This window comes from Kosakonia sp. LAM2021 (genome assembly GCF_016620385.1).
GTDB lineage: Bacteria > Pseudomonadota > Gammaproteobacteria > Enterobacterales > Enterobacteriaceae > Kosakonia > Kosakonia sacchari.
This window is the reverse complement of record NZ_JAENHT010000005.1, coordinates 328,456-346,205: the sequence shown is the minus strand read 5'-3', so window position 1 is coordinate 346,205 and position 17,750 is coordinate 328,456. Positions and strand designations below refer to the sequence as shown.

The 17,750-nt window shown below is 43.9% G+C and carries 11 protein-coding genes and 1 pseudogene; 9 read left to right on the top strand and 3 right to left on the bottom strand.

Features of this window, described 5'->3' with window-relative positions:
- Positions 1–93 precede the first annotated feature (93 nt).
- Positions 94–1,095 carry an inovirus-type Gp2 protein gene (locus JKP81_RS23765; RefSeq protein ID WP_370568880.1) on the top strand — a complete coding sequence of 334 codons (1,002 nt, stop codon included), beginning with the start codon at positions 94–96 and terminating at the stop codon, positions 1,093–1,095.
- 97 nt (positions 1,096–1,192) lie between these two features.
- Positions 1,193–1,591 (top strand): hypothetical protein, encoded by a 399-nt coding sequence (locus tag JKP81_RS13940; protein WP_200552200.1) that lies wholly within the window; start codon positions 1,193–1,195, stop codon positions 1,589–1,591.
- Positions 1,592–1,661: 70 nt separating this feature from the next.
- Here the strand turns inward: JKP81_RS13940 and JKP81_RS13935 are convergent, their stop codons facing one another.
- Positions 1,662–2,645: a toll/interleukin-1 receptor domain-containing protein gene (locus JKP81_RS13935; protein WP_200552199.1), complete on the bottom strand. Its 984-nt coding sequence runs from the start codon at positions 2,643–2,645 to the stop codon at positions 1,662–1,664.
- Positions 2,646–2,857: 212 nt separating this feature from the next.
- On the opposite strand from JKP81_RS13935, the gene JKP81_RS13930 reads away from it, so the two are divergent.
- The 7 genes and pseudogenes from JKP81_RS13930 (at position 2,858) to JKP81_RS13900 (ending at position 14,785) form a co-directional block, all read left to right on the top strand.
- Positions 2,858–4,564: a type I restriction-modification system subunit M gene (locus tag JKP81_RS13930; protein ID WP_200552198.1), complete on the top strand. Its 1,707-nt coding sequence runs from the start codon at positions 2,858–2,860 to the stop codon at positions 4,562–4,564.
- The gene (locus JKP81_RS13925; RefSeq protein WP_200552197.1) at positions 4,554–5,900 is read left to right on the top strand and encodes a restriction endonuclease subunit S; all 1,347 of its coding nucleotides are present in this window, start codon (positions 4,554–4,556) and stop codon (positions 5,898–5,900) included. Before JKP81_RS13930 ends, JKP81_RS13925 begins: the two co-directional genes overlap by 11 nt.
- The gene (locus tag JKP81_RS13920; RefSeq protein ID WP_200552196.1) at positions 5,893–7,086 is read left to right on the top strand and encodes a DUF4268 domain-containing protein; all 1,194 of its coding nucleotides are present in this window, start codon (positions 5,893–5,895) and stop codon (positions 7,084–7,086) included. The genes JKP81_RS13925 and JKP81_RS13920 overlap by 8 nt, the downstream gene beginning before the upstream one ends.
- A gap of 15 nt (positions 7,087–7,101) precedes the next feature.
- The gene (locus JKP81_RS13915) at positions 7,102–10,236 is read left to right on the top strand and encodes a type I restriction endonuclease subunit R (RefSeq protein ID WP_200552195.1); all 3,135 of its coding nucleotides are present in this window, start codon (positions 7,102–7,104) and stop codon (positions 10,234–10,236) included.
- 46 nt (positions 10,237–10,282) lie between these two features.
- Entirely contained in the window at positions 10,283–12,739 is a 2,457-nt protein-coding gene (locus JKP81_RS13910; RefSeq protein WP_200552194.1) for a nuclease-related domain-containing DEAD/DEAH box helicase, read from the top strand.
- Positions 12,740–12,790: 51 nt separating this feature from the next.
- Positions 12,791–12,883: pseudogene (locus JKP81_RS13905) on the top strand (5'-nucleotidase); the annotation flags it as partial.
- 663 nt (positions 12,884–13,546) lie between these two features.
- Positions 13,547–14,785, top strand: a complete 1,239-nt coding sequence (locus JKP81_RS13900) for an IS110 family transposase (protein ID WP_200552193.1) — start codon at positions 13,547–13,549, stop codon at positions 14,783–14,785.
- A 225-nt stretch (positions 14,786–15,010) separates the two neighbouring features.
- On the opposite strand, the gene JKP81_RS13895 is transcribed toward JKP81_RS13900, so the two are convergent.
- Both JKP81_RS13895 and JKP81_RS13890 read right to left on the bottom strand, forming a co-directional pair.
- Positions 15,011–15,766 (bottom strand): hypothetical protein, encoded by a 756-nt coding sequence (locus JKP81_RS13895; RefSeq protein ID WP_200552192.1) that lies wholly within the window; start codon positions 15,764–15,766, stop codon positions 15,011–15,013.
- Positions 15,763–17,403, bottom strand: coding sequence for an RNA-directed DNA polymerase (locus tag JKP81_RS13890; protein ID WP_226375772.1), 1,641 nt, complete (start codon positions 17,401–17,403; stop codon positions 15,763–15,765). Before JKP81_RS13890 ends, JKP81_RS13895 begins: the two co-directional genes overlap by 4 nt.
- Positions 17,404–17,750: the final 347 nt, after the last annotated feature.

Here is a 17,750-nt window from a genome sequence, read left to right as displayed (position 1 = left end):
ACAACCTGTTTGACTGCTTCAGTTTTAAACTCTTCGGGATAACGCTTACCGCTCATGGGCACCTCTCTTTAAGCCATCTTAAATGACTCTGAGGTGTCTGTTAAACCCGTGGCGATTCACACTCCCCATCTCATCATATCCGATGATAATGAGTTCAGATTTAAAATAGAACAACTTGATAGCTGCCTTAAGGCTATTAGCAGAGGACGTCAATTACCTTTCACGATTCTCTACGATAGGTCAGGATATAAGGAGAGTGCGGATTCAGCCATCATTCTTGATGCTATTCGCTACCTAAATATGTTGCCGCAAGATACCATGAAAGTGCGAATCGCTAATCCACGTATTACTACCTTCAAGCGTCTGTTTAATAACGCTCATTTATATACCCGTATCAATAACGGGAAAATAGTGGGAGCGGATGCAGTAACCACTGCGGAGATACTGAACAAGCTGGCTCAGGATTACCGGCTTGCTGTCAGCCAGTCGGGCTTTAAACAGGCGAGCAGAAAATACCAGCGGGCTTCGGTGAAAAACCTGAAGGGGGTAATGAATTACATCAGACACATGCAGGAGCGTCATTCCCGCTTGCTGGTCCTGCGAGTTGATTTGTCGTGGGCAAATGAGCATAAAGATGACATCACTGCTGATGATGCCCGTAAGTACCGTCAGCAGTTGCTTCGCAACATGCAAAAGAATCCATTGTTTCGCCATGTTCTCGGAACAGTGTGGAAGCTGGAATACGCGCCGCACCGTAAATTTCATTACCACATGCTTTTTCTCTTAAATGGCAACAAGGTACAGCAGGATGGCACAATTGCTCATGCTTTCGGTGAGTACTGGAAAAACATCATCACTAAAGGTAAAGGCATCTACTACAATTGCAACGCTAACAAAGCGCGTTATGAGGATTGCTGTCTCGGCAAGCTGGAACGCGATGACAATAGCAAGGATAAGGGGTTGCTTCAGGCGTTGAGCTACATCACCAAAATCGATGCCTGTGCCCGCCTGGTTCTTCCCGGTAATGCCAGAACCTTTGGGCGCGGCGAAGTACGTTCCCTGAAAAACAGGAAACGAGCAAAGAGGGACCGGTAATATAATTTCCCCATTAAACCAGTACACCACATCACCCCCTTCAATCTACAAAGCCAGCTGACCATGCTGGCTTTTTTTATTTATACTGGAGTTCATTATGAATTACTTCGTTTTAGCCACTCACGCCGTCACCGTAGATGGTGAATGGGTTACGCCAGAAGTTGTTCAACCTGTTGATTTTGGTTCACTGCATTGTATTTACTGCAAACTACAGATCGGTGTGCGGTTTGACCCTCTGACAGCTACAAAAATGTTTATGCACCTGCCGGGGAATATCAACAATATCCCTCGGCTTAAAACATGTCGATTTAGCAAACTCCAAACAGTAACAGAGCAAACCTCATCACAAACCATACTACCTACAGAAAAGCGCCTTCGACCTGTTAACACGACTATACGGCAATGGAGATGTTGCTGGTGCGATACCTGCTGGCATGGTGACAAAATATGCCCGCAATGTGATGAATGGATTTATGCTCTTGAAGATAATCATTAAAAAATGGTCATTTTTAAACAGCAAATGCTCAAAGGAGCGTTACGAACCATGGAATAACGCCCCGGCTATGTTAACGTGCCCGCTGTTTTATCGGCTCAAAAAACATATCCCAGAGATGTTCAGCCATACCTTCATTGGTAAGCAATGCTTCCCTTGAGGAACCCGCGCCAAAGACGCCCATTAATGGGCGAAACCCGAGAATCTGACCATTATCACCAATAGTTAAGCTTTCATTATAAGCGTTGCCAATTACGCCATCCTGGCTATAAACGATATCGCCCATACCCATATTGCGACCGTTGGCTCGCCAGATTGCACATTGACCGACTTTGCTCCCACCCATGTAGATCGCACAAGTGAAGGCGTCTGCATCACGCTTATGAAAATCGACCTCTAACCCGGCATAGCGTTTTTTGAGTTCAGCCAGCGAGCCTTCAAAGTAACGGGCGACATATTCAAAACCATCACGGCAGGCACGATCCTTATCAAGGTCGGTAAAACGTTTTGGCAGCGAAAGGTTGCTGGAGCGTGGTGTAAAAACGTTATCCGTTGCCTGAAGCATTGGGTTTACTGACGCAGGAGAAGAAACATAAGCACTCTGCTGTGGTTTCTTCGCTTCCATATTAGCAATGGCGCGGGAGACTGCGTTGACGACCTGAACGTAGCCTTCATCATGGCTGGCAAACTTGGTTATAGGTTTACCATCAACGGTCGCCGCCATAATGCTGCCGAACGGTAGCTGATGCCAGGCACACTCTCTTAAGATCACCGGAATGACCACCGCCTCGCCCCGTTTATGCCGCTCCAGAGCATTGGTCATTTCTACCTGATAGCAATAATCAGAAGCAATGAAATCACTGCTAACCAACAACAGGATGATATCTGCCTGCGAAAAGTAGTGGTCTATTTGGTTCTCAAACTCTTGCCCTGGGACAATACGGCGATCGTGCCATGTCATGATCTTGCCCATGCGCTTCAGGGGGGAAAGATGCTTCTCAAGCTCATTGCGCAGTGCTTCATCTATATGGGAATAGGAAAAAACGAGAGTGGTCATAGCGCGTAAGATGCTCCGGTAGGAAATGAAAAATACCCTTATTTTGCGCCTAGAAGTGTAAAAGAGTAATCCCCCCTTGCCACAAGTATTGATGCGGAATCCTGCCCTTTATCTTGGTACCGCGCTGACGTCAGGGTATGATCAAAGGCAATTTCCCTGCTTCTACGCAACCTGGATATCGAATCAGGCATAGATCATTTTTTGAGGTTTTGATGGACAACGCTGAACAGCAATTTCTGAACGATCTGGATACTAAATTCTGGAAAGCCGCAGATAAGCTACGCGCCAATATGGATGCGGCCAACTACAAGCATGTGGTACTGGGGCTTATCTTTCTGAAGTATGTTTCAGATGCCTTTGACGCTCGTCAGAAGGAACTGAAAGGGCTGTTTGAAGACAAGTCCAACCCGGACAACATTTACGCGCTGTCTCGTGACGATTACGACACGGAAGAGGCGTACCAGCAGGCGATCGCAGAAGAGCTGGAAGTTCAGGATTACTACACTGAGAAAAACGTCTTCTGGGTACCCAAACTGGCTCGCTGGAAAACGCTCAAAACCAACGCCGCTCTGCCGGTAGGGACGGTTCTGGGGAAAGACTATAGCGGCAAAGATATCGTCATGACGTCAGTATCGAAGCTGATTGATATCGCTCTGGATACTATCGAAAACAGTAACCCGAAACTGAAAAACATCCTTAACCGTATCGGCCACTATCAGCTTGGTAACGATCTGTTAATCAGCCTGATTAACGTTTTCTCCGATACCAGTTTCAGCGAACCTAAATACAATGGCGTGAAGCTCAACTTGAAGAGCAAAGATATTCTCGGTCACGTCTACGAATACTTCCTTGGTCAGTTCGCACTGGCGGAAGGCAAACAGGGTGGTCAGTATTACACGCCAAAAAGCATCGTCACGCTGATTGTTGAAATGCTCCAGCCTTACAATGGCCGCGTTTATGACCCGGCGATGGGGTCTGGTGGTTTCTTCGTTTCCAGCGATCGCTTTATCGAAGCGCACGCTGATGAAAAGCATTACAACGCCGCCGAGCAAAAGCGCAATATCTCCGTTTATGGGCAGGAGTCCAACCCTACCACCTGGCGTCTGGCTGCGATGAACATGGTGATTCGCGGTATTGATTTTAATTTCGGCAAACAAAACGCTGATACGTTCCTGAACGACCAGCACCCGGATCTACGTGCCGATTTTGTTATGGCTAACCCACCCTTCAATATGAAAGAGTGGTGGAATGCGAAGCTGGAAGATGACGTCCGCTGGCAGTACGGCACACCGCCACAGGGTAACGCCAACTTTGCCTGGATGCAGCACATGATACACCATCTGGCCCCGAAAGGTTCGATGGCACTGTTGCTAGCAAACGGATCGATGAGTTCCAATACCAACTCTGAAGGTGAAATCCGCCGGGCGATTATCGAGGCGGACCTGGTTGAGTGCATGGTGGCGCTGCCGGGACAACTGTTTACCAACACCCAAATCCCGGCCTGTATCTGGCTGCTGACCAAAGACAAATCAGGCGGTAATGGTAAGGCTCATCGTAAAGGTGAGGTTCTATTTATTGATGCTCGCCAGATTGGCTTTATGAAAGATCGCGTATTACGCGACTTTTCGACGGATGATATCAGGAAGATTGCCGATACTTTCCATGCTTGGCAGACGGATAAAGATTATGAAGATGAGGCTGGTTTCTGTTTTGCTGCCACGCTGGACGATATTAAGAAAAATGATTTTGTCCTGACTCCAGGACGCTATGTTGGTGCTGCCGAGCAGGAAGAAGACGATGAGCCGTTATCCGAGAGGATGGCACGGCTGACGGCGCAACTTAAAGATCAGCTCAAAGATAGTGCAAGACTGGAAGCGCAGATTAAGGCGAATCTGGGAGGGCTGGGTTATGAGTTCTGAATGGCCACTAAAAAAGATATCTGAGATTGCTGATTTCTTAAATAGTAAGCGAATTCCATTGAAAAGTCTTGAAAGGCAAAAATGTCAAGGCCCATATCCTTACTATGGTGCTTCCGGTATCGTTGATAGTATAGATAGGTATATTTTTGATGGGACATACCTGTTAATTTCAGAGGATGGTGAAAATTTACGCACTCGTAAAACGCCAATTGCTTTTAAAGCTCATGGTAAGTTCTGGGTTAATAATCATGCACATATTCTTTCTGAGAAAGAGGAAGGAGCACTTGATTATCTTGAGTATTATTTTTCCGCGCTAGACCTTGATCCTTATATTACTGGCGCTGTGCAACCCAAGCTTAATAAAGCCAATTTAGATTCTATAGAAATACCATTTCCTGACAAAAAAACTAGATTGTTTATCAATTCAACGTTGAACTCTTTGACTCAAAAGGTAGCAATAAATAACAAATTAAACCAAACTCTCGAACAAATGGCGCAAGCCCTGTTCAAAAGTTGGTTTATCAATTTTGAACCAGTTAGAGCCAAAATTGCGGTACTAGAAGCAGGTGGTTCGCAAGAAGATGCAACTCTTGCTGCCATGACGGCAATTTCTGGAAAGGATGCGGATTCTTTGGTTGTATTTGAGCAAGAACATCCTGAGAGATATTCTGAACTCAAGGCTACGGCAGAAATATTTCCATCTGCAATGCGGGATATTGAATCCGTTAAAATCCCTGAAGGTTGGCGTTTAGTTCCGTTAAGTGAAATTTCCTCTTTCGCATCTGGCAAAAGTAATGTAGCTGAGTTAACCAAAGAAACATATATCTCTACTGAAAATATGCTTGGTAACAAAATGGGGATAGAGTGTGCTACATCACTACCTTCAGCTAATACCACACCATCTTTTAAATCTGGGCAAATTTTAATTTCAAATATACGTCCTTATTTTAAAAAAATCTGGCTTGCCCGATTTTCAGGGGGACGCTCTGCGGATGTTTTAGCGTTCGAGCATAAAAAAAATATCACAGCCGAATATTTATACAATGTTCTTTATCAAGACTCATTTTTTGACTTCATGATGCAAACCTCAAAAGGTGTGAAAATGCCCAGGGGAGACAAAAAAGCCATAATGGAATGGTCATGCATAGAGCCTGATATACGATTAGTTAAACTTTTCTCAAATAAAGTGAAAGAGTTTTACTCTTATATTGAAAGTCATAATAGAGAAAATACCCAGCTCTCACAATTACGCGATACTCTGCTCCCCAAACTCCTCTCAGGTGAAATCACATTGCCGGGAGCCGAAGAATTAGCAAAGGAAGCTGACTATGTTTAAGGTCGATCAGCCCAGCAATAGCCTACAACCGCTTCAGGAAACCACCTTCACTAACGCGGGTTTCACCGAGCGCTACCACTTACAGGAATGGCTGGCAAAACATCCGCAGGCATTGACCCGCAACAGCGATGACGAACTACTTATCATACAGAAAGAATTTGCCGGATTTGACGACACCAAAGAGCGCCTCGATCTGCTGGCTATCGACAAAGACGGTAATCTGGTGATCATCGAGAACAAGCTCGATGACTCCGGGCGTGATGTCGTCTGGCAGGCGCTGAAATATGCGGGTTACTGCGCGAATCTACGCAAAGAACAAATCGTTGAGATCTTTCAACGTTACCTCGATCAGCACGATCCAGAAGAAACCCGCCCAGCTTCTGATGTGCTGGCGGAATTCCTCGAACATGAAAGCCTGGATGAGGTGCAAATCAACCAGAGCCGTTCCCAGCGCGTGATGATGGTTTCGGCGAATTTCCGCAAAGAAGTGACTAATACCGCACTCTGGCTGGTGCAGTTCAACATCCGCGTTCAGTGCTTTAAAGTCACGCCTTACCGCTATGGGAATGATGTACTCATTGATATCCGCCAGGTTATTCCTACACCTGAAGCTGAATCCTACATGATCGGTATGGCGCAGAAAGAAGCGGAAGAACAGTCAACCAGCGGTGAGCTGAAACAGAGCCAACGCCTGCGGAAGGCATTCTGGACGCAGATGCTGGAGAAATTTCATGCCAGCGACTGTACGCTGTATAACAACATCAGCCCGTCTATGGATCACTGGTTATGTGCAGGCTCCGGCATAAGTGGTATGCCGTATAGCCTGATATTCAGCAAGAAGGAAATCCGCGTAGAATTATGGGTTTCGCGAGCATCGGCGGATATCAACACTATGGCATTGAACTGGCTGGAACAACACCGTGCATCTGTCGAAGAGGTATTCGGCAACCCGCTGGAGTGGCTGTCGCTGCCTGGTAAAAAAGCCTGTCGTATTCAATACCGCCAAAAAATAGATGGCTTCCAGCAGGAAAACTGGCCGCACATGATCAACTGGCTAGTGGAGCATATGACCCGTTTTGAAAATGCGCTTTCGCCGTATCTGCCACAGCTTAACCAGTTGATCAAGCAGACCTTTAACGGGCATGATGAAGCTGAAATTATCACTGAAGAAGCCGAACACGTTTAACACAGGACGTTGCCGATGCTAACCGAAGACGACTTAGAACAGCTTTGCCTGGGCTGGTTTGCCGAACAAGGCTGGGAAATTCATCACGGGCCGGATATTGCCCCTGATGGCAGTAACCCGCAACGCGCCAGCTATCATGAAGTGTTCCTGACGCCCGTGTTAACCTCCTGCCTGCAAAAAATCAACCCGCATCTGCCCGCAGACGTCTTTGAACAGGTTGTATCCCGTATTACTCGTGCTGAAAGCCCGGATCGGATTGCTACTAACAAAGCCTTCCATCACTGGCTGCTGGAAGGTGTACCGGTTCAGTACCGCCGCGACGAAGAACTTATCCACGATCACGCTCTGCTGGTGGATTTTAACCAGCCGCAAAACAACCGTTTTATGGTGGTCAATCAGATGACCATCAGCGGAACGAAACAACCCCGTCGCCCGGATATCATCTGCTTTATTAACGGACTGCCGCTGGCGGTGGTGGAACTGAAAAGCCCCATCGATGACAAAGTAGATATCTGGGATGCGTACCACCAGTTACAGACCTATAAAGATGAAATTCGCGATCTGTTTATCAGCAATGAAGCGCTGATTGTCAGCGATGGCTATCTGGCGCGTGTGGGTTCCCTTACGGCCACGGAAGAACGTTTTATGCCGTGGAAGACCATCAGTAATGAAAATGACAAGCCCCTGCTGGAATGGCAACTGGAAACCATGGTGCGGGGGTTCTTTAACCGGGAACTGCTGCTCGACTATATCCGCTACTTCGTCCTGTTCGAAAACAACGATGAAAAGCTGATTAAAAAAATAGCCGGTTATCACCAGTTCCACGCGGTGCGAGAGGCCGTGCAGGCGACAATTGTCGCTGCTACCGGTAAGCAACTGCCCCTGCACAGCAACATTCAGCCTGGCAGTAAGAAAGCAGGAGTGGTCTGGCATACACAGGGTTCCGGTAAAAGCATCTCCATGTGTTGTTATGTCGGCAAACTGCTACAACAGCCGGAGATGGGCAACCCAACGATTGTGGTCGTAACCGATCGTAACGATCTGGACGGTCAGCTTTACGGCACATTCTGTCAGGCGCAGGAACTGCTCAAGCAAATGCCGGTACAGGCGGATGACCGCGAAGCACTGCGTGAACTGCTTGCGACCCGTGATGCTGGTGGCATTATCTTTACCACCGTGCAGAAGTTCTCTCCGGAGGAAGGGGAAAACGCCCATCCGGTACTCAATGGGCGCAGTAACATCGTTGTTATTTCCGATGAAGCGCACCGCAGCCAGTACGGCATGAAAGCTAATCTGGACCGGGAAACCGGCGTCTATAAATACGGTTACGCTAAACATATGCGCGACGCGCTGCCCAACGCCTCATTTCTCGGGTTTACCGGAACACCGGTTTCGGCAGAGGATCGCGATACCCGCGCTGTATTTGGTGATTACGTCTCGATTTATGATATTCAGGATGCAGTGGACGATGGCGCAACGGTGCCTATTCACTACGAGTCCCGGCTGGCGAAACTCGATCTCAATCATGAAGAACTGGCGGCGCTCTCCGATCAGGTTGATGAACTGATTGAAGATGATGAACTGGACCTGCGTGAAAAAACCAAAGGTGAATGGAGCCGTCTGGAGAAACTGGTTGGTGCAAAACCACGGCTTCAACAGGTTGCCGCCGATCTAATTTCCCACTTTGAGAAGCGCAATACCGTAATGGACGGCAAGGCGATAATTGTCGCGATGAGCCGAGAAATCTGCGTCCATCTTTACGATGAAATTATCGCGCTACGTCCGGAGTGGCACGATGACGATCCTGAAAAAGGACAAATCAAAATCGTGATGACCGGTACAGCGTCCGATAAGGCAATACTACAACCGCATATCTACAACAAGCGAACTAAAAAACGACTAGAGTCCCGCTTCAAGAATGTGAACGATTCGCTGAAGCTGGTGATTGTGCGCGATATGTGGCTGACCGGCTTCGACGCCCCCTGCTGTCACACTATGTATATCGACAAGCCAATGCGCGGCCATAACCTGATGCAGGCCATTGCCCGCGTCAACCGGGTATTCAAAGATAAACCCGGCGGGCTGGTGGTTGATTACATCGGAATCGCCAATGAACTGAAACTGGCGCTGAAAACCTATACCGATGCAAACGGTAAAGGTGATGCGACCATTAATGCCGAAGAAGCGCTGGCAATCATGCTGGAAAAGCTGGACATCATCCACGGTATGTTTGCCAAAACAGCAACATCAGCGGGTTTTGACTACACCGGCTTTGAAGCTCACGCACAAAAGCTGTTGGTGCCTGTTGCAAACTACGTGCTCGGCCTTGAGGACGGTAAGAAGCGTTTTCTTGATAACGTACTGGCAATTACTAAAGCTTGGTCGCTTTGCTGTACGCTGGATGCGGCGCAGCCTTATAAGCTGGAGATTGCTTTCTTGTCTGCTGTGAAGGCCGCTATCAGCAAATTTACCAGCGTGGACAAAAAAATAAGCCAGGCCGAGAAGAATTCTGCGCTGAAACAGATTCTGGATAATGCCGTAATTGCTAATGGCGTGGATGATATTTTCACGCTAGCTGGGCTGGATAAGCCCAATATTGGCTTACTTTCTGATGAGTTTTTGCAGGAAGTCCACGATATGCCATATCGCAACCTGGCGGTAGAGTTGCTGGAAAAACTGATTAATGACGGCATCCAGTCCCGCACTAAAAATAACGTAGTGCAGGAGAAGAAATATTCTGAACGTCTTCAGGCCGTGCTGATTAAATACAACAACCGGGCTATTGAGACGGCGCAGGTAATTGAAGAGCTTATCCAGATGGCGAAGGACTTTCAGTCCGCAATGGCGCGTGATGATGCACTTGGCCTGAATCCTGACGAGATCGCCTTCTACGACGCACTTGCAGAAAATGAAAGCGCCGTCCGGGAGTTAGGGGATGAAGTACTTAAGAAACTGGCGATAGAAGTGACGCTGAAGCTGCGCCAATCCACTACCGTTGACTGGCAGGTACGGGAAAGCGTTCGTGCAAGGTTGCGTATCTTGGTTCGCCAGACTCTGCGTCGATACAAGTATCCGCCCGATAAAACACCGGGAGCGGTGGAGTTAATTTTAAAACAGGCGGAAGTTATTTCGAATCTCTGGACGATGTAACATCGTGAAAAGTTTTGCCAGGAGCATGTTATAAGGAAATAGTAATATGGCCAAAATGATTCCGGCATTCGGACCTATTGATAATGATAGTTATGGAGAAAAAACGGTCTATGCTCTGTTAAAAGAAGGGCTGTCCGATGATTTCACCGTGATTCATAGTCTCCCGTGGTTGAGTTCGGCGGCCCGGCATTTGGGTATGAAACTTCCTCCAAGTGGAGAAATAGATTTTCTTGTTCTCCATCGTATCTATGGTGTTTTGGCGTTAGAGGTAAAAAGTGGGATATATCGTGTAGATGGCCCTATTTTTGTACATCTCAAAACAAATAATAATGTCGATGTAGTGAAGCAAACTCGTAACAATGTCCATGGATTAGCCCGCTGGTTAGGAGGAGCAACAACTTTACGGTTGCGTATTGGTTATGGTTTTATTTTTCCTGATAGCTATTTCGATGATAACGTTATAAATACAGCAATGGTTGATGCGTCTGTAAGACCATTTAGAAAAATATTCGTTGATAAAAAACAACTCCCGGAAATTGCAAAGTACACTATCGATATAATGCAATATTGGAAATCTGCATTAGGAAATAATGATTTAGGAAGTGAACGACTTCAATTAATAATAAAATCCATATGCCCGCAATTTGATGGCACGCCTGACTGGGGAACCCGAGTTATTTATGATAATCAACTCTGGTTAAGACTCACACATGAACAAATTAAGGTCATTGAACTCCTGTCAGAGTATCAACGATTTGTTGTAACTGGATGGCCAGGAACAGGAAAGACTTTGATTGGGATTGAATTCGCCAGGCGGTTGGTTAAAGAACAAAAAAAAGTTTTATTTATTACTTTCAATAACCGTCTTTCTGAATACATTCGACAACAAACTCCAGTTTCATTATGCGACGTTTTTACCTGGCACAAACTATGTCATCAGGCTCGTAATAGATTAGCCCTGCCTCCCGAGTCTCCAGCAGGCTGGTTTGAATCAGGATGCTGCGAGGATTTGCTTAGTGCTTTAAAGAAAAACAAGCTAAAGGATTATGATGCTTTAATTATTGACGAAGCACAGGCGTTACATTTTTCGTGGTTGGAAGCCTTATTTTGTTGGTTTGAAAATAAAAGAATTATTGCATTTTGTGATGAAACCCAAACGTTTTCTTTTGAAAAAGGGACGAATCACATTGATCTTCAACGGATAATTAATTCCCAATTTTCCTACAGCTTAACTATTGTGTTAAGATGTCCTAAAGCCGTTACTGATTATTTAATGGCTATCAGGCCTTCATCATATCAAATTACGTCCCCCAGAAATAACGAACCCGATACGTTAAAAGAATTAGTTGTTATCGATCCACTTTCCACATTGCTTAATGAAATCTTACGACTGAAAGAAAGTTCTGTGCTATCTGATGAGATTACCGTCCTCGTCCCTACGGATTTAGTGAAAAACTTCCTCCAGAAAGACATGAAAACTTTTGATATAAATATTGAAACTGTATCTCGTTTTCGTGGTATGGAATCACCTGTTGTTATTACACTGGATTCCGAAAACATGGAGGATGCTCAATTATTTTGTGCTTATTCAAGAGCCACAACGGCTTTCATTGCAATTTATGATTCTGAGAAATTAGCATGGAAAGAAAATAATAACTTTCTGCATAAACTGGTTAATAGAGAGGAAATCCAAAGAGCAATTAATGAAGCAAAACATAACTCTTCCTCCAAAATTCTTATGGCTAATTTTTTCAGCGAAGGGGATCTGAAACTAAACACTGTAAAATTAGCATGGTCAAAAAACCTTTCTTCTTGGCTTATTGAGCTTGATGAAGAAAATTCTCCAGCGGAAATGTGGATTGATTATTTATATTCCCACCATAATTACCCAATTATATATTGGTTCAGCGAATCACGGAGAGTTGTTTATTATATTGCAAATCAACAATTCGAAATAAATACATTAGGGGCAGGAAACCATTTATCAATAAAAAATTGTGCCGTATGTGAAAGAATGATACCTTTTGATTCCGCGAATAATTGTTTGTTTTGTAAAAAAAAAACAAAAGAATCGTCACCAACCAGACATGAAATTAATGAAATTCGCGAGTTTGATTTAATAATCTCTCAGAATAATCTTAATTCACCTTCTCAAAAAGAAAAAAGACGATTATTACCCATACCGTTAGCGGCGGCTAGTGCCCGAAGAGTGGCATTTGAAAAGGCATATAGAAGTAAAGTACTCAGCGAATCATTACCCGGTGGAAAACTTCTCTACAGAAGTGCATTAGCTTTTATACAGGCTTGGGTTGCATTATTACCACCAGATAAAAAACTAGTATTGGATGAGATAACAGACGCACTACGTAAACGCTATATCCACCTTGAGCAATTAGAACGTTCTGAATTAAGGAATGCTTTAGCCTGTGCACTGTCAACTTGCTACAATAAAAAGCATCTTATTAAAGTTGAAAAAGGGAAATATTTACCTGTTGACGACTAAGCACTCTTATATAACTTTATTTAAAGTTGGGGATGGGCATGTCTATGAGGTTTTTTTCTCAGCGGTGTAGAGAAAACAAAAATTCCAAAGGCATTTAAGCCACACATCTTCTTTGACGATCAGGATGTGCATTTGATCGTGGCTGTATACCCAATAAACTTGAAGTTGCATGCTCGAGCAACAATACAGCCCAAGCCTTATGGGCATGAAGCGACACATGCAAGCTGCAACTTGAAGTATGACGGGTATAAGCTCTTTATGACTGTAACTCCGAACTTGCAGAATGTGAAACATCGTGTATTGTCGATGACAAACCATTTAGTCAGCAAGGCTGAATTGTATTAGCTCAAAATTGACTTGGCAGTTTTCACCGGTAGCACACATAAGCAAACCTGACGGTCTGCTTTGAGCGCAGGTTGTGTGAAAACCCTAATCAAAAACCGAAGTGCGTGAGGTTATGCAAAATCTGGGTTAGATTGACAGGTCAAACCAACGTCAAATTTTACGTAGGAGCACGTTTTTCGGCTCTGTTTTTGGCCGCTTCTGTGATCAAAAAAGTTTTCACACAGCCTGAGCGACATATAGTCATTCACACCCTGAGAATTACACTTTTAAGTGATTCAGGGTATGCGCTTACTGGTTACGAATATTGAGCGAGAATCACGTGATGATCGCCGCTTTTCTTTCGAGCCAGTAGGTGCTCCACGTTCGCTAACGAATACTCAGGGCATGCAGATACACTGCTGGCTATATTTCTTTCGAAGAGCGTGGAATGCATACCAATCCCCCGATAAAAAGGAGTTGGTAATGACTGTGACAAATCAGTTTGCTGCGCACGTTGGTCTGGACTGGGCAGATAAAAAACACGATGTCTGTGTTCAGTTTAAAAACGGTGAACGCGTATTCTATGTAATTGAACATACAGCAGAAGCGCTTGATGTCTGGCTTACCGACTTACACCAGAAGGTAAAAGGCAGAATCGCAATAGCTCTCGAGCTGAAGAAAGGCCCCGTGGTATATGCTCTTCAAAAATATCCCTTTATCACCGTTTTCCCCGTCCACGCTTTGTCCCTGGCTCGTTACCGGCAAGCATTCTCGCCCAGCGGCGCTAAAGACGACCCGCAGGATGCAGAGCTGGCATTAGAGTTAATGCTGCGTTATCCCCAAAAGATAAAAGCTATTGAACCCGACAATGCGGAAATCCGGTTACTCCAGCAACTGGTTGAGCAGCGTCGTCAACTGGTTGAAGATAAACGCCGTTTTGTGAACCGTATGATTAACACGCTTAAACAGTATTATCCTCAGCCCCTGGAGTGGTTCTCACATCGGGGTAGCCTACTGTTGTGTGAACTGATTATACGATGGCCCAGTCTGCAACAACTGAAACGAGCCAGGCGCGACACGATCCGCAACTTTATGAATGCCAAAGGTGGCCGCGCAATGGCCCTTACCGAGCAGCGTGTTGTGAGTATTGATAACGCCATCCCATTGACGACAGACCCGAGTGTTATAGAAGCTAATGCTTTGATGGCAACAGCACTGGCGACACAAATTAAAGTCGTGAGTGAAATCATCAAAACCTATGACGAACGAATCGGAACGCTGTTTGACACATTGCCAGACGCGGGGTTGTTCAAATCACTTCCGGGCATGGGGCCTTGTATGGGCCCACGAATGCTTGCTGCACTTGGTGATAACCGTGACCGGTTTAACAGCGCCGAAGAAATTCAAAACTACGCAGGTATTGCACCGGTGACAGAACGAAGTGGTCAAAAATCCTGGGTCCACTGGCGATGGCAGTGTGCCAGGTTCGTCAGGCAGACCTTTGTTGAATGGGCCGCCAAAACGGTTAACTCATCATACTGGGCCAGACTTTATTACCAGGGGCAGCGAGAAAAAGGGAAATCGCATCAATCAGCTATCCGGGCTTTGGCGTTTAAATGGATAAGGATTATTTACCGCTGCTGGAAGACCAAAACCCGGTACGAAGAGGCGAAATATCTGCTGGCACTGGAATCTCGACACTCACCTTTACTGAAGCCATAAAAAGCTTGTCGAATGTCTCAGGGCGTGAAGCGGACGATAACAGGAACAATACACTGCAACCAAATATTTGATTTTAAAATACTTTTTTAAAGGCGCCATTGAAGCCCCCCAAAGATACCCCAGAAACTGTTCTATTTCTAAACCTTGTGGAGCTTAGACCTGCGATTATTATATTTTAAGTGCTATGGCTGCGAAGGCATAGCAATTCTACTCACTTCGCAGAATTTACTCTCCTAATTTATACGCATAATCACCCACAATTGACGAAAACAACTCCAACAACTCTAACTTAGTTCTTCCTGCAGCTGCTATTCTAACTAATTCATTGAAGTCAATCTCAATGTATTTGTTTGCTCTAGGATTCAGCAATACACCTGTCTTCCATTCATTCATACTGCCCTCAATGGAGGATGAAAAACTCAATAGCCAATAAATTAAAATCTGACGGTAATCAGAAGACGAAAAATTTCTATTCGTACATTTGACTTCAATCAGTCGCCGTCCGATTGAGAAATCTCCTTGGCCTTCTGCTATCCATTGAAATCCTGGAATGATGGGAGCCCTAACTACATTACCTCCACCCCATTCCTTCCTTAAATATCTTATTGATTTTATTAAGTTATTGGCAGTTTGATTAGCTATTTTAATCTCAAAAACTGACAATTGATCAGGTAAAACCGCATCAAAATACCTTGATTGCCTACTCAGAGCTATAGACAAACATTCATTCCAATCTTCATTTTTTTCTTCAAGAATTTGCTCTGCTCTTACATAGGCAACTTCAAATAACATAGCTGCATTTGTATTTATTCTTACCAACATACTTTCATCAATAATAGTACAACCAGGTATAGGTTGGGCTTCGCGATTGAGATGTGCGATTATTGCTGGTAGCAATTGTGGAAATAACAAGTCACAGATACCTGGAATGTCTCGCGCTACAGTTCTAGGATCTTTGACAGGTAATCTTAAAAATCTCATTTATTATTCACCCCTTGACACCAATTAATAAATATTTCAGAGAATGATGCCTTTCCTTTTTGTTCAATTCCTAGTAACCATGAGTTAGATATTGCTTTTTTAACTTGATCCCTAAAATGTTTTCCGTCATCCCCGAACTTATAGGATGCGAGCCAAAGTATCCTTTGTACTTCCGGTGACAATTTTGACCATTTATTCCTCTCAGAAATGAATGATGGTCTATCTTTCCAATTTCTTATACAATCGAGGCATGCTCTTTTAATAGTTTCAGATGAACTTTCATTTAGCAAACCATGAACATATGCAGCTCGATTATTTGTTCGTATTACTCTAATAGAGCGTAAATAATGCAAACAGTTAGCCTCTGGTAGCAGTAGATGCTCAGAGTGAACAATAATATCATCTACCATTTTATCAAGCATTTGATAGATTGAGGAATATCGTTCATCATTCCTGATGGAATTTACACCCTTTATAATTGTAGAAAAAGAGCTTCTAAAAGAGTGTAAATTTTCAGGAGAGAGTAATGTTATACATAACTGTAATGCTAAAGCAGGCTCCTGAAGTTTCAATGTTCTACTTATTTGATTGACCAAGAAAGTGTCGGGCTGACTTTTATGAGTTTCTAAATCAAGCAAAGCTTGTACATTTAGTTTTTCGACAGTTTCAACTAGTTCATCATAATCAGCAACAGGGTTGTCAGAATATGGGTCAAAATGTAAGTCAATTTTTTTAAGTTTACTAGACTTATCATCATCAACAAACAGTTGCGTATAAACAAAATTTTTATAATGTTGAGCTTTAAGAATTGTTGTTTTAGTTCTGTTTAATGACAACCCATAATCTGCCAAAGCGTTAGATAGAATTGAAATAGCACGATAAGCTTCAGCTTGATCACTAGCAATTATCGTAAAATCATCTACATACCTATGCCACTTGAGTTTTGATGAAGTCAAAAGTTGGTCGACTGAGGTCATTAGTAGTTCAGCTAAAACTCTTGAGCACTGCCCTCCGACTGGCAAGCCAAATGATCTACCTGATGACAGCTGACTTAATAATCTATCTATTTGAGTTGCAACTGTTGAACCTTCACCAAATAAATCATTAATACAATTCTCGATACGATGATGATAAATATGCTCGTAAAAGCTTGATATATCCGTTTGAATAACAACAGCCCCTTCATTATCTAATGCTGCATCATTAATTGTTGCTTCTTTATATGCCCGCCACGACTTATCTCTATTAAATAAATTCACACCAGTTTCTACATAGCGGTATGAATGTGCATTTTGACTTCTTTTCGATTCATTTATTTCTGCAATCGCGATAGCCAGACCATTAAGATATATATTCCAAAATGGATGTATCTTCGTTGAAATTCTAAAGCCACTTGCACCAGTTGGAGAAAGCAATCTCTCCGAGTAAACCTGAATTCCATTTAAAGTATTTCTTGCATTCGTTTTGCCATCTTTTTCAAGCCTTTTAAACAAATCAAAAGCCATGTTTGCTATCTGCACCTTCGAATCTGAAATAAAAACTGTATCGATGTCAAAAGGCAACATGTCATTGTCGCCGTGAGCGCCAACATCTTCAATAGCCCTTATAAAGTGCTCAATTTTCACTGTATTCATCATATCCACCGACTCATTAATATCATTTATATTAAGATATAAAAAGTTAAACTATGACAAGGCTCATATATAGGCAAGTTCTTATTCTTTGAAAAGTAAAATACTGCCCTAATCAATATCCGATGCCATTTCAGACAACTTAATTGTTTCAAAAAAAATGATTTACATTGTTTATTATTTCAAAAAATTTCTCAAAGAGCATCATTTTAACTGTAAGTATCGAATCTCACTGAATGAAGCAACTGTAATTTAGGGAGGTTACGCTCAAGAATCTCCGATAGCACTAGCAGGGCTACAACTTTCGACAACTCACTATCATCACCAACTAACCAGTTGACTGGCTTGCGTCG

Excerpts from the sequence above, each read along its gene's own strand:
- JKP81_RS13940 (WP_200552200.1), top strand. The coding sequence starts at position 1,193 with ATGAATTACTTCGTTTTAGCCACTCACGCCGTCACCGTAGATGGTGAA.
- JKP81_RS13935 (WP_200552199.1), bottom strand. The coding sequence starts at position 2,645 with ATGACCACTCTCGTTTTTTCCTATTCCCATATAGATGAAGCACTGCGC.
- JKP81_RS13930 (WP_200552198.1), top strand. The coding sequence starts at position 2,858 with ATGGACAACGCTGAACAGCAATTTCTGAACGATCTGGATACTAAATTC.
- JKP81_RS13925 (WP_200552197.1), top strand. The coding sequence starts at position 4,554 with ATGAGTTCTGAATGGCCACTAAAAAAGATATCTGAGATTGCTGATTTC.
- JKP81_RS13920 (WP_200552196.1), top strand. The coding sequence starts at position 5,893 with ATGTTTAAGGTCGATCAGCCCAGCAATAGCCTACAACCGCTTCAGGAA.
- JKP81_RS13915 (WP_200552195.1), top strand. The coding sequence starts at position 7,102 with ATGCTAACCGAAGACGACTTAGAACAGCTTTGCCTGGGCTGGTTTGCC.
- JKP81_RS13910 (WP_200552194.1), top strand. The coding sequence starts at position 10,283 with ATGGCCAAAATGATTCCGGCATTCGGACCTATTGATAATGATAGTTAT.
- JKP81_RS13900 (WP_200552193.1), top strand. The coding sequence starts at position 13,547 with ATGACTGTGACAAATCAGTTTGCTGCGCACGTTGGTCTGGACTGGGCA.
- JKP81_RS13895 (WP_200552192.1), bottom strand. The coding sequence starts at position 15,766 with ATGAGATTTTTAAGATTACCTGTCAAAGATCCTAGAACTGTAGCGCGA.
- JKP81_RS13890 (WP_226375772.1), bottom strand. The coding sequence starts at position 17,403 with ATGATGAATACAGTGAAAATTGAGCACTTTATAAGGGCTATTGAAGAT.